The 12,893-nt window shown below is 62.2% G+C and carries 13 protein-coding genes; all 13 read right to left on the reverse strand.

The features are described 5' to 3' along the window. Positions 1 to 131: 131 nt before the first annotated feature. On the reverse strand, positions 132 to 671 hold the full coding sequence (ppa, locus tag ACTJGZ_RS13795; protein ID WP_441663486.1) for an inorganic diphosphatase: 540 nt from the start codon (positions 669 to 671) through the stop codon (positions 132 to 134). 35 nt (positions 672 to 706) lie between these two features. Beyond that, the gene (locus ACTJGZ_RS13800; protein WP_441663487.1) at positions 707 to 2,341 is read right to left on the reverse strand and encodes a heme biosynthesis HemY N-terminal domain-containing protein; all 1,635 of its coding nucleotides are present in this window, start codon (positions 2,339 to 2,341) and stop codon (positions 707 to 709) included. 4 nt (positions 2,342 to 2,345) lie between these two features. Next, on the reverse strand, positions 2,346 to 3,737 hold the full coding sequence (locus ACTJGZ_RS13805) for a uroporphyrinogen-III C-methyltransferase (protein WP_441663488.1): 1,392 nt from the start codon (positions 3,735 to 3,737) through the stop codon (positions 2,346 to 2,348). A 65-nt stretch (positions 3,738 to 3,802) separates the two neighbouring features. Next, positions 3,803 to 4,651, reverse strand: a complete 849-nt coding sequence (locus ACTJGZ_RS13810) for a uroporphyrinogen-III synthase (protein ID WP_441663489.1) — start codon at positions 4,649 to 4,651, stop codon at positions 3,803 to 3,805. After that, positions 4,641 to 5,600, reverse strand: a complete 960-nt coding sequence (gene hemC / locus ACTJGZ_RS13815) for a hydroxymethylbilane synthase (protein ID WP_441663490.1) — start codon at positions 5,598 to 5,600, stop codon at positions 4,641 to 4,643. The genes ACTJGZ_RS13810 and hemC overlap by 11 nt, the downstream gene beginning before the upstream one ends. Positions 5,601 to 6,077: 477 nt before the next feature. Next, positions 6,078 to 6,971, reverse strand: a complete 894-nt coding sequence (gene sucD / locus ACTJGZ_RS13820; protein ID WP_441663491.1) for a succinate--CoA ligase subunit alpha — start codon at positions 6,969 to 6,971, stop codon at positions 6,078 to 6,080. Between the two features lie 25 nt (positions 6,972 to 6,996). Then, the gene (gene sucC / locus ACTJGZ_RS13825; protein ID WP_441663492.1) at positions 6,997 to 8,157 is read right to left on the reverse strand and encodes an ADP-forming succinate--CoA ligase subunit beta; all 1,161 of its coding nucleotides are present in this window, start codon (positions 8,155 to 8,157) and stop codon (positions 6,997 to 6,999) included. 546 nt (positions 8,158 to 8,703) lie between these two features. Further along, positions 8,704 to 9,159: a 50S ribosomal protein L9 gene (gene rplI, locus ACTJGZ_RS13830; protein ID WP_127773505.1), complete on the reverse strand. Its 456-nt coding sequence runs from the start codon at positions 9,157 to 9,159 to the stop codon at positions 8,704 to 8,706. Positions 9,160 to 9,177: 18 nt separating this feature from the next. Beyond that, a complete protein-coding gene (gene rpsR, locus ACTJGZ_RS13835; protein ID WP_441663493.1) occupies positions 9,178 to 9,450 on the reverse strand; it encodes a 30S ribosomal protein S18 in 273 nt (90 codons plus the stop codon). 63 nt (positions 9,451 to 9,513) lie between these two features. Beyond that, positions 9,514 to 9,843: a primosomal replication protein N gene (priB, locus tag ACTJGZ_RS13840; RefSeq protein ID WP_441663494.1), complete on the reverse strand. Its 330-nt coding sequence runs from the start codon at positions 9,841 to 9,843 to the stop codon at positions 9,514 to 9,516. Between the two features lie 33 nt (positions 9,844 to 9,876). Further along, positions 9,877 to 10,263, reverse strand: a complete 387-nt coding sequence (gene rpsF / locus ACTJGZ_RS13845; protein WP_415832872.1) for a 30S ribosomal protein S6 — start codon at positions 10,261 to 10,263, stop codon at positions 9,877 to 9,879. Positions 10,264 to 10,546: 283 nt separating this feature from the next. Further along, positions 10,547 to 11,359, reverse strand: a complete 813-nt coding sequence (gene folE2, locus ACTJGZ_RS13850) for a GTP cyclohydrolase FolE2 (RefSeq protein WP_441663495.1) — start codon at positions 11,357 to 11,359, stop codon at positions 10,547 to 10,549. A gap of 171 nt (positions 11,360 to 11,530) precedes the next feature. After that, positions 11,531 to 12,893: 1-deoxy-D-xylulose-5-phosphate synthase (gene dxs, locus ACTJGZ_RS13855; RefSeq protein ID WP_441663496.1), on the reverse strand; the 1,363-nt coding region annotated here is incomplete at its 5' end.

Here is a 12,893-nt window from a genome sequence, read left to right on the forward strand (position 1 = left end):
CATTTCACACCGCCAGCAGCCCTTACCCTCATGAAAAAAGCCAGCACCGGCCTTGAGCCGGTGCTGGCTTTTTCTTGATCCTAGCGGTTCAGTCATGAATCACCAGGGCCAATTTCCGCCAGGTATAGGTATCAGTCCTTGGCGGTTTCCTGATAGCGGCGCACGCTGTCTTCGATTTCCTTGCGGGCGGCCTCGGCGCCTTCCCAGCCTTGCACCTTGACCCACTTGCCCTTTTCCAGATCTTTGTAGTGTTCAAAGAAATGCTTGATACGGGCCAGGTCTTCTTCCGGCAGGTCTTCCGGCTTTTCAATGTGGCGGTACGGCGGGTACAGCTTGGTCACCGGCACAGCCAGCAGCTTGGCATCGCCACCGCTTTCGTCGTCCATCTTCAGCACGCCAATGGCGCGGCAACGCACGACGGAACCGATTTGCACCGGGAAGGGGGTGATCACCAGCACATCGGCGGGGTCGCCGTCGTCCGACAGCGTTTGGGGAATGTAGCCGTAGTTGCAGGGATAGTGCATGGCCGCCAGCATGAAGCGGTCCACGAACACAGCGCCCGAATCCTTATCGACTTCGTACTTGACCGGATCGGCATTGGCCGGGATTTCGATGATGACATTGAAGTCTTCCGGCAGGTTCTTGCCGGCGGCGACACGATCTAAGCTCATTGACCAACCTTGTTTATGAGTAGGAATTGAAAAAATCAGGAATTCTTGTCTTGCGGAGCCGCCGGTTTGTCCTGGCTGGCTGCCTCGGCACCCTCCGCATCCAGCGGATAAGGCAAGGGCGCGCTATCGAAATACTCGTCGAAATCGTCAAGCCCGGCGACAGCATCGGCAGGCGGCACATCATCCGGCGCCGGTTCGTTGCCGCGCCTGCGCGTCTCGGTGCCGAGATCGGCCACGACCGCGCTGGCCGCCTCTGCCGGAGGCACCACCATGGCATCGGCCTCCAATTCGTCATGCATAGCCGCAAACGGCACTGTCACGGCATCGGCCTCGATTTCATCGAGCACGACGGCCACAGGCGCAGCCGCCACCGCCGCCGGGTAACGCCCCAGCGAACCGAAGGAATCGTCGGCATCGCGAATCTTGGGATCGGCCTGGGTATCCGCAGCCGGCAGGTAAGACTTGCGCTGCAATTCAGGCAGGCGGCCCAGATGCGCCTTGCTGGCCAGGCGCCAGTGACGCAGCGCGTCATCCGCCTTGCCCAGGCGGTCATACAGGCTGCCCAGCAATACGTGGGTGCGCGAATCGTTCTTCAGCTGCACGCTGCGCATCAGATAGCGTTCCGCCGGCCCCCACAACTGGCCTTCCAGACACAGCGTTCCCAGCGCGCGCAGCAGCTCCGGCTGATCGGCATTGCGATGCAGCCATTTTTCCGCTTTTTCCAGACGCCGTGACACCTGCTCGGCATCACACTGGGCATAGGCCTCGATCAGCCGCGCATCCAGGCTGTCATTGATGGCGGCTTCCAGAATTTTGCCAGCTTCTTCCGGATGCCCCGCTTCATCAAAGCAATAAGCCCCTGCCAGCGCGACCTCAGGCAACAGGCGCTCCTCGGACTTGAGATCCTTCCAGACCTTGCGCCAATCATCGCCCTGGCTGCCCCGCAACCGGGCTGCGGCAGTCGTGCCAAGAATGGCCCGCGCTTCGGCGGTATCCAGCACGCCACGGCGGGACAAAGCCCTGACCAAGGCAAACGACTCTTCATGATGCCCCAAGGCATAGTGAGCACGCAGAAACAGGCGCTGCGCATGCAGATGGCGCGACGCCGTTTCCTGCAGCGGCGCCAGACGTGCCAAGGCATCCGCCGGCTTGCCCTGGTTGAGCTGCATGTCCGCGCCAACCAGCATCACGGCCTGCGCCAGGGAATCATCCCCGGCCGCATGGTCTGCGGCCGACACCAGCAGGCTGTCACGGCGCTCAAACTCGCCCAGTTCATCAGCCGCGCGCGCGGCAGACAAGGCAGCCAGCACCTTGCGGCGCTGCGGCTTGGCCTGATCCAGCAAGGCGGTCAGCGACTTTTCAGCCTGCGCGTAACGCCCTTCCAGCAAGGTGATCCAGCCCTGTTCCAGCAGTTCCATGTCGCGCTTTTGCACACGGCGCTGGCGCCAGCCCCGCAAACGCTCGGGAATAGCCAGCGCCCAGGAAATCAGGCGCAGCACGAAATACAGCAGCACGAAGGCCAGCAACACCACGGCCACGGCTCGCGCCAGGGTCAGTTGCACCCGCCATTCCGGCAAAAGAATCAGCACATCCCCTTCGTAGCGCCGCAGCAACACGGCGACGGTGACAGCCAGAACCAGCAACAGCAGTGATTTAAACCAAGTGGCCATCGCTTCAATCCTCCTGCGGGGCTGCCGCGCTGCGGGTTTCCGCACGCAGGCTTTCCAGCGCCGCCAGGCTGGCATCCAGGCTGGGCAGCGGCTGGGCCACATTGGTCGCCAGCAGCTCATCCAGACTGCGCAAGGCCGCCACGGCATCCGGCGAGCGCCCGTCATAGAAGTCCGCCACGATGCCGCGCACCGCTTCGATCTCACCCTTCCAGACTTCCGGCTGACGCATCATCAGTGCCAGCTGGGCGGTCAGCAGACGGGTGCGCACCCCATTGCGCAGATAGGCTCCCTGCTCGGGCGACAAGCGCAACGCATCCGGGCTGCCGACACGCTGAACACTGACAAAACCGCGCAATTCCTGGCCGATGGCATCGGTGACATCCCCCGCCCAATCACTGACGACAGCCTGCCAGCGCGACCACCAGGCGGCATCTTCCGGCAAGGCGGCGCTATCGCTATGGCGCGCAGCCGGCGGCGCCTCTTCATTGGACTGAACAGGACGCGGCGCGGCTTCATCGGGCACCATCAAAGGCGCCGTGGCCAGCAAGGCTTGCAGGCGATGCAAACGGGCGGCAATGGCGGGCACATCGACCACAGGAACAGCGCGCAAGCGGTCCAGATCCATCTCCAGCGCGGCTTTCAAGGCCTCGAAACGCGGCCTGTCGGTATCTGCCAGCCGGGCGCTGGCGGTTTCCAGCGCGACCACTGCATTGCTGACACTGCCAGCCAGACGCAATTGCTGATCGGCGATTTCAATCGCGCGCGCAACATCGTCCAGCAGATAGTGATCGTCCGTCCCATTATTAAAGCGCTGCCAGGCCTGCTCCAGCGCCAGATACTGGCTGCGCGCTTCCTGCAGGGCGGCATCATTGGCGCGCACCTTGGCATCCTGCGTGCGTGCCAGGGCCAGGGCCTCCTGGGCATCGCGCCGCGTTCCCGCCAGCTCGCGCTCCATATTCTCCAGGCGCGTGGCAAGCTCGCGGCCGGCGCTATCAAAATCCTGACTCTGCTGCCAGGCCCCGTACCCCAGCGCCAAAACCACCAGCACCAGAATCAAGGCCATCAGCCAACCAAGCGAAAAACCGCTGCGTTTGCCACGCCCGCTGCCGCCAGGTTCGCCGGGACGGCCCTTGCCAGGCTCCACAGGCGGCGGGCTACCGGCGCCGCGCCCCTTGGCTGCGTCTGCCGCCGGCGCTGCCGGTTTGCCGCTGCCGGTCTCGGCTTTGCCTGGGCCCATGCCAGTCTTGCCAGCCTTGCCGGCATCGGCGGTTTCTGTGGCCGATGCGGCAGATGCCGCCGCTGCGCCAACAGGCACGGCAGAGGTCTCCGCTGCGGGCTTGTCCGAAACAGGGGGCTGCGTCACCGACGCATCATGGTTGATTGTTTCTTTAGTCATGGTGCGATTGTAATCCCAGAGCCAGCTGCTACCGACGTCAGCGCATCGTCGGTTCTTTCGCAGGATTAGTCCAATTCTGTGCGTAGCGCCATAAAAGCACGCTGAATCATGGTATCTAGCGGCAAACAGATTTTTACCATTGCCTGAAGCACGGCGCCAGTCGCCTCCCCGGCAAGCCGGTCAGCCAGACGCGCATGTGTCACGATATGGCCACTATTGCGCCACCAGGGCAGGATACCCGCCAGCTGCGCCTGCTCACGCACGGCGGCCAGCCCTTCCCCGCTGGTGGATAGCCAGAATGCCTGCTGCTGACGCGCCGCCGCAGCCTGCATGAACTCACGCTGCGCGGCATTCCAGGGCTGCGGCTCGCGCTGATAAGCCGTGAAACTGCGCACCTGAGCTCCCCGCTCGCGCAGACGCTCTGCCAGCCAATCCCGCCCCTGCCCGGCGCGCACCAATAAAACGCGGCGCGGCTGCATGCCCCGGGCATCCATGGCGGCCAGCAAATGTTCGGAATCATGGCTGGCCGCCTGCGCCGAAGGCGCGATACGCCAGCGCGGCGGCGCAGACGGCCCCGCCATGGGCTCATCCCAGGCGGCAGCGGTGGCAGGGCCGACAGCGGCCGCCCAGACACCGTCCGGCCAGGTGAGCCGCCCCTGGACAGCGCATAAGCGCCGGAATGCCCGCACTGCGGCACCGCTCACAAAGACCAGCAAATCAAAATCCGCCAGATCCGGCGCCAGGGTCGCGGCGTCAGCGTCCACCAGCGCCAGCGCCGGCAGCAGCACCACTTCAAAACCTTGCTCGGCCAACCCTATGGCCAATGCATCATTACGCCCCTGCGGACGGGTCAGGACGGCCAGGGCTGGCGGCTTACCTGCCCTGGCTGCCGGCGGCAGCGCCTTAACCGGCATCGCCCTGGCTGGCGGCCTGGGCCTCGGCCAGCAGTTCACGCGCGCCTTCGGCAATCAGGGCCTGCGCGGCGCGCTGCCCCAAGCCTTGCGGGTCGTCCTGCGGGCCGGACACTTCCGTCCGGCACAAACGCTTGCCGTCCACACTGGCCACCAAGGCCCGCAGACGAATCCTGTCGCCATCCTGTTCCGCATAGGCGCCCAGCGGCACCTGGCAGGAACCGCCAAGCACAGCGGACACCGTGCGCTCGGCCTGAGCCAGACGCCAGCTCTCCGGGCAATTAAGCGGCGCCAGCTGCGCGGCGAGTTCTGTCCGTCCGGCCAGAATTTCAATTCCCAGCGCGCCCTGCCCCACCGCGGGCAGCGACACATCCGGGGACAGCACATCACGAATTCTGGCCGCCAGCCCCAGCCGGCGCAAACCGACAGCCGCCAGGATGATGGCGTCATATTCGCCACGATCCAGCTTGGCCAGCCTGGTATCCAGATTGCCGCGCAAAGGCCTGACATCCAGTTGCGGATAGGCCGCCAGCAATTGCGCGGCACGGCGCAGGCTGGACGTCCCCACCACGGCGCCTGCCGGCATGGCCGCCAGGCTGGCGTAGCGTGAGGACACGAATGCATCCTGCGCCGCCGCGCGCGGCAGAATCGCCGTCAGACTGAATTCGTCCGGCATCAGTACCGGTACATCCTTGAGCGAATGCACGGCCAGATCGGCGCGGCCATCGAGCAAGGCATTTTCCAGCTCTTTGACGAACAGGCCTTTGCCACCGATTTTGGAGAGACTGCGATCCAGAATGCGGTCGCCCTGCGTCGTCATTTCCAGCAGTTCAATGCGGCAGCCGGGATACTGCAATTGCAGCAGATCCCGGACATGATGCGCCTGCCACAAAGCCAGCCGGCTTACCCGGGTTGCAATGACCAGCCGATCCGGGGATGAAACCACTGCCATCTCAGAGCAGCGACTTGAGAATGATGGCTGCGACGACACCGATGATGGCCAGAATGCCCAGGCCGCCCAGCAGGCTCAGGCCCGAATCCGTCGATTTCTCTTTCTTGGTAATACCCATTTTCAACTCCCGTTGTTTCCAGGCATCGCGCCTGTACGCTCCCGGTTGCCTACGCCTCCGGCTTGCCCGTCGGCGCAGCAGGTCCGCGGGTTATTTGAGCATGACGCCCCAGCGCGCAGCTTGATCCATGACAAGTCTGCCTCTGGCGGCAGGCCCAATCATACGCTGCCAGCGCCCCTGCGCACAAAGTGCCGCACGGCGCGCTGGCGCCGGGCGCCCCGGATTCCTCACAAAAAAAGGAGGCTGGATTGCTCCAGCCTCCTTGATTCACGCCGCGTCCAAGGCCATTCAGCCTGTTTCCGGGCGTGGCGGGGGAATAGATCAGACCCGATGGATCCGACCCGGCCCCCTGCCGTTTATTACAGCACCGACTTCAGCAGCTTGCCCATTTCCGACGGGTTGCGGGTCGTGCGGATGCCGCAGGCTTCCATCACTTCCAGCTTGGCGTCGGCGGTATCGGCACCGCCAGAGATCAGCGCGCCAGCGTGGCCCATGCGCTTTCCCGGAGGCGCCGTGACACCGGCGATGAAGCCGACGACCGGCTTGCGCATGTTGTCCTTGGCCCAGCGCGCGGCTTCCACTTCGTCCGGACCACCGATTTCACCGATCATGATGACGGCGTCGGTATCGGGATCGTCGTTGAACAGCTTCAGGACGTCGATGTGCTTCAGGCCATTGATGGGGTCACCACCGATACCGACGGCGCTGGATTGACCCAGGCCCAGTTCGGTGACTTGCGCCACGGCTTCATAAGTCAGGGTGCCGGAGCGGCTGACCACGCCGATGCGGCCCTTGCGGTGGATGTGACCGGGCATGATGCCGATCTTGATTTCGTCCGGGGTAATCAGGCCGGGGCAGTTGGGGCCCAGCAGCAAGGTCTTCTTGCCGCCAGCCGCTTCCTTGGCCTTCATGCGGTTGCGCACTTCCAGCATGTCACGAACGGGGATACCTTCGGTGATGCAAACCACCAGGTCCAGGTCAGCCTCGACGGCTTCCCAGATGGCGGCAGCAGCGCCTGCGGGCGGCACATAGATCACCGACACTTCAGCGCCGGTTTCGGCCTTGGCGTCCTTGACGGTGGCGTAGATGGGCACGCCTTCGAAATCTTCGCCAGCGCGCTTGGGGTTCACCCCAGCCACGAAGGCTTCCTTGCCATTAGCGTATTCGCGGCAGGCACGGGTATGGAACTGACCGGTCTTGCCGGTGATGCCCTGGGTGATGACTTTGGTGTCTTTATTGATCAGGATGGACATTTTCTTGAAATCCTCGGCAATGGGTTCAGGCAGCGGCGGCGACGACCTTGGTGGCCGCTTCGGCCATGGTGTCCGCACTGATGATGGGCAGGCCAGATTCAGCCAGCAGTTTCTTGCCGAGTTCTTCGTTGGTGCCCTTCATGCGGACGACCAGCGGCACGCTCAGGTTGACGGCCTTGCAAGCGGTGATGACGCCTTCGGCGATCACGTCGCAGCGCATGATGCCGCCGAAGATGTTGACCAGAATGGCCTTCACATCTTTGTTCTTCAGCATGATCTTGAAGGCTTCGGTCACTTTCTCGGCCGTAGCGCCACCGCCAACGTCCAGGAAGTTGGCCGGCTCGCCGCCGAACAGCTTGATGGTGTCCATGGTAGCCATGGCCAGGCCAGCGCCGTTCACCAGGCAACCAATGTTGCCGTCGAGCTGGATGTAGGCCAGATCGAACTTGCTGGCTTCGATTTCAGCGGGGTCTTCTTCGTCCAGATCGCGGTATTCCACGATATCGGCATGGCGGAACAGCGCGTTGGAATCAAAGTTGAACTTGGCGTCCAGGGCGATGATGTTGCCCTTGCTGTCGCGGTTCAGCGGGTTAATTTCCACCAGCGACGCATCGGTTTCCATGTAGCACTGGTACAGCTTCTTGAACACGTCAACGGCTTGCTTGGCGGACTCGCCTTCCAGGCCGATGGCGGCAGCGATCTTCGCAGCCTGCGCGTCGGTCAGACCGGTCAGCGGGTCGATGTATTCGGTCACGATCTTTTCGGGAGTGGAATGCGCCACTTCCTCGATGTCCATGCCGCCTTCGCTCGACGCGATGAAAGCCACTTTCTGCGTGCCGCGGTCAGTCACCACGGAAACGTAGTATTCCTTCTGGATGTCCGCGCCGTCTTCAATGTACAGACGGTTGACCTTCTGGCCTTCCGGGCCGGTCTGGTGCGTTTTCAGCTGCATGCCCAGAATTTGCGAGGACAGCTGGCGGACTTCTTCCAGCGAACGGGCCAGCTTGACGCCGCCGCCCTTGCCGCGGCCGCCTGCGTGAATCTGGGCCTTCACGACCCAGACCGGGCCGCCCAGTTTTTCGGCCGCTGCAACAGCCTCGTCAACCGAGAAAGCCGGGATGCCGCGGGGCACGGGCACGCCGAACTTTTTGAGCAGTTCCTTGCCTTGATACTCGTGGATTTTCATGTGATACCTGTCAGGTCTTATGAGAGTCAGTGGAATCCTACCCAGCCGCCTGCGTGCGAATACCAGGCGTCAGGGACCATTCTTGCATCATGCCGCGATCCGGCAGAAACAGAAAAGCCGATGGTAGCGCCCTGGGCAACTGCGTCTTCGCAGGCTTGGCGTCCATCGGCTTCGATGCGCGTCCGGGGCAGCCCGCTTCCCGCTGCCAGTGAAAGACAATACCTCGTTCGTGCCGAAGGCGACAAACAAAGGACTACTGTTTCAAATCTGGCGTGAAGCATACCGCGCACGTTTCAGACGATCCGCATGGTGAAAAACCAACAAAGTATAGCCTAGCGCCGGAAAGTATTCAGAGATGCCCCTCGCCACTCAGGGGAAACCCCTATTCTCTCCCCTTGCCTGGCTGGGGCCGAATCCGCGCCATACCGCGCACACCCTGCCTTCTCGCGGAAAACACTAGCAGCGAAAAAGAAAAAGCCCTCCAGAAGGAGGGCTTTTCTGCCGTACAGCCCGGCGCTGAACGCCAGGCCGCACGAAGGGTAACACTTAGGCCAGTTCAGGCTGAATGCGAACCTTGATATCGACGATGACGTCGGTGTGCAGAGCGACTTGCACTTCGAATTCGCCGATGCTCTTGAGCGGGCCGTTAGGCAGACGCACTTGAGCCTTTTCGATGCCAGCGAAACCGGCAGCAACCAGGGCGCCGGCGATGTCGGCGTTGGTCACGGAACCGAACAGGCGGCCATCGACGCCAGCCTTTTGCGAGATCAGTGCTTCCTGACCGTTCAGGCGCTCGCCCAGAGCCTGGGCAGCAGCCAGCTTCTCGGCCTGGATTTTTTCCAGTTCAGCGCGGCGGGCTTCGAATTCCTTCAAAGCAGCGTCGGTAGCGCGGCGGGCGATCTTCTGGGGGATCAGGTAGTTGCGTGCGTAACCGTTGCGGACACGAACGACGTCACCCAGGTTGCCCAGGTTCGCGACTTTTTCGAGCAGAATAACTTGCATGACAGTAAGCCCCCGGGATTAGTTGTGGTTGTCGGTGTACGGCAACAGGGCCAGGAAGCGCGCGCGCTTGATGGCGGAGTCCAGCTGGCGCTGATAGTGCGCCTTGGTGCCGGTCAGACGGGCCGGGATGATCTTGCCGTTTTCCTGGATGAAGTCACGCAGCGTGTCCAGATCCTTGTAGTCGATCTGATCAACACCAGCCACCGTGAAGCGGCAGAATTTGCGGCGCTTGAACAGAGGGTTCTGTTGCGTGAACTTGCGCTTTTCCTTGCGTTTACCAAAGTGAGCCATAGTAAGTCTCTTTCAATTTCGTTGCCGGCCTGAACCGGCGGATATCGTATATGCGTTTATCTGTCAGGCGGTCGTTACCGTTTCCGTCGCCAGCAGCCTCTGCACCCGCTGCAAATGCAGCACGATGCGGGGAGAACCTTTGCGCGCCGGGAGCAAAAACCCCTCAGCCCGCACCGCACATCCCAAAGGCGTTCCGGCAAGCAGTGATGCCAGATCTCCCATGGCGACAGCGGCAATTTCCAGTTCTACCCTGCGCATCCTGCCGGCTTCCATCTGTTCGGACTGATGCGCGAGCGTCAGATCCAGAATCGGAAGCCCTGCGGGGCTGTAGCGCAGCGGCCCGGAAGCAATGACACTTGCATCCAGCCGCACCTGGTTGGCCATTTCAGCCATGCCGGTAGCAGTAACGACAGTATCCTGGCAGATTTACTCAGCCTCAGCTTCGCTGGCGGCGCTGGCAGCTTCAGCGCTGGCCTTGCGGGCCTCTTCGCGCTCGACGCTCTTCATCATGACGGACGCGCCAGCGGGGGCAGCGTTGGTCTTGACGACGAGGTGACGCAGGATGGCGTCGTTGTAGCGGAACGCATGTTCGAGTTCGTCCAGGGCTTCCTGGCCGCATTCGATGTTCAGGCAAACATAGTGAGCCTTGACGAGCTTCTGGATCGGGTAAGCCAGCTGGCGGCGGCCCCAATCTTCGTGACGATGCACCTTGCCGCCTTGTGCCGTGACGATCGCCTGATAGCGCTCGGCCATCGCAGGCACTTGCTCGCTTTGGTCCGGGTGGACGATAAATACGATTTCGTAGTGACGCATTAGAGTGATACTCCCGTGGATGACCGCCTGCCGGAATGAACTCCGGCCAACGGAACAGCCCGCCATCCGACCCGGCTCCCGGGCAACCCGGAATGATTCCGAAGGCACCACGAGACACCGACGCCAAGACAATCGGGCAAGAAAGCTTTCGATTATGGTCCTTGCCCCCTAAAAAAGCAAGAAAAAACACCATAAAACGACGTACGGCCCTGACATTGTCAGGGCCGTACGTCACCGGGAAAGCTGACCGGCACTATTTGCCATACGGCAACACGGCAGGTTTTCAGCCCTTGCCGTGACCTTCCACCACGGCATAAGCCGAATGGTTATGGATGGATTCGAAATTTTCCACCGTCACGCGGTATGCGGCAATACCCGTATGCACATTCAGCGTCGCGGCCACATCGCGCACGATATCTTCGACGAATTTCGGGTTTTCGTAGGCACGCTCGGTGACGTATTTTTCGTCAGGCCGCTTGAGCAGGCCCCACAATTCGCAAGAGCCCTGCTTTTCAATCTGGCTGATGAGCTCATCCAGGCTGAAGGCGGCTTCCGTCACGACGGTGCGCACGGTCACATGCGAACGCTGGTTATGGGCGCCATACTTGGAAATGCTCTTGGAGCAAGGGCACAGGCTGGTCACTGGCACAGTCACGGTCAGCTCGAACTCGACAGCGTCGCCATTGGCGCGCGCCGTCCAGACCACCGCGTAATCCAGCAGGCTGCGCACACCGGATACCGGCGCCGTCTTGTTGATGAAGTACGGGAAGGCAGCCGTGATATCGCCGGATTGCGCATGCAGCAGCGGCAGCATTTCGGCCGCCATGGCGCTGAACAGGGCCGGGGTCAGCGGCGTCGTGCGATATTTTTCCAGCAGCGCCACAAAGCGGGACATGTGCGTCCCTTTCTCTTCCGCCGGCAGCGCGACGGTCAAGGTCCACTCCGCAACGGTAGGATGGGCTGCGCCGCTGCCGTCGGCCACGACCATGGGATGGCGCACACCGCTGATTCCGACCCGCTGGATGGGAATCTGGCGCACGTCCGCGAAGCTCTGTACGTCAGGAATGACGACGGCGGAATCAGCAATGGATGTCATGAGTAATAACCTGTACGGTGCCGCCACTCAGGGCGGCACGGGAAAAGAATCAAAGTACCAATATTACCGATAGCGTAGCATGCGCGCCCCAAAGACCCTTTTATCCATGGATGAATAAGGATATGCCGGGTCTCAGGCAAACCTGCCGGGTCGCGCCTTGCCCGCCGCCCCTCAGGCAGCGTGCCCGCTTGCCAGCAAGCTGGCATAACGCGCCCGGATGGACGCTTCCACCCCGGCGCCATCCAGCCCTTGCTGGGCCAGCAGCGCCGCCTGGTCGCCATGATCAATGAATTGATCCGGCAAACCCAGCTGCAGCACAGGAATATCGAGCCCGTCGGCATTCAGCACCTCGCTGACTGCGCTGCCCGCCCCGCCCATGATGCAGCCTTCTTCAAGCGTCACCAGTGCTTCATGTTCCCGCGCCAGCTGGCGCAACAGCTCGGTATCCAGCGGCTTGACGAAACGCATGTCCGCCACGGTCAGCCCCAGTTGCTCGGCCGCCTGCAATGCTGCCGGCAATAGCGTGCCGAAGTTCAGGATGGCAATGCGGCTGCCTTGGCGCAACAGGCGGCCCTTGCCCAGCGGCACTTCGTCCAGCCCCGCCGTCATCTCGGCCCCCATGCCCGCGCCGCGCGGATAACGCACCGAGGCCGGCCCCGCATGCCGATAACAGGTCGTCAGCAGCAAGCGGGTTTCGTTTTCATCCGAAGGCGTGGCGACCACCATATTCGGAATGCAGCGCAGGAAGGCAATGTCGTAATTGCCGGCATGCGTCGCCCCGTCGGCGCCGACCAGGCCGGCCCGATCCAGCGCGAAAGTCACATCCAGATTCTGCAATGCCACATCATGAATCAGCTGATCGTAGCCACGCTGCAAAAAGGTGGAATAGATCGCCACAACGGGCTTGAGCCCTTCGCAGGCAATCCCTGCCGCAAAGGTCACGGCATGCTGTTCGGCAATCCCCACGTCGAAATAACGCTGCGGGAAACGCTGCTCGAAGGCCACCATGCCGCTGCCTTCACGCATGGCTGGCGTGATGCCCTGGAGGCGTTCGTCGGCTTCGGCCATATCGCACAGCCACTGCCCGAACACTTGCGTGAAGGTTTGGCGTGATGGCGTGCTGCTTTTCTGGATACCCACCGCCGGATCAAATTTCCCCGGCCCGTGATACAGCACCGGATCCGCTTCGGCCAGTTTGTAGCCATGCCCTTTTTTGGTCACGACATGCAGGAACTGCAAGCCTTTGAGCGAACGTAGATTCTGCAGCGTGGGGACCAGCGCATCCATGTCGTGGCCGTCGATAGGGCCGACATAATTGAACCCCAGTTCCTCAAACAACGTCGCAGGCGTCACCAGCCCCTTGGCATGGCCTTCAAAACGCCGCGCCATTTCAAGCACCGGGGGCACATGCTGCAATACCGCCTTGCCAACGTTACGCGCCGTGGCGTAGAAGCGCCCGGACATCAGGCGCGCCAGGTAGCGGTTCAGCGCCCCCACCGGCGGCGAGATCGACATATCGTTGTCGTTGAGCACC

The organism is Kerstersia sp. (assembly GCF_052103615.1).
Taxonomy (GTDB): Bacteria; Pseudomonadota; Gammaproteobacteria; order Burkholderiales; family Burkholderiaceae_B; genus Kerstersia.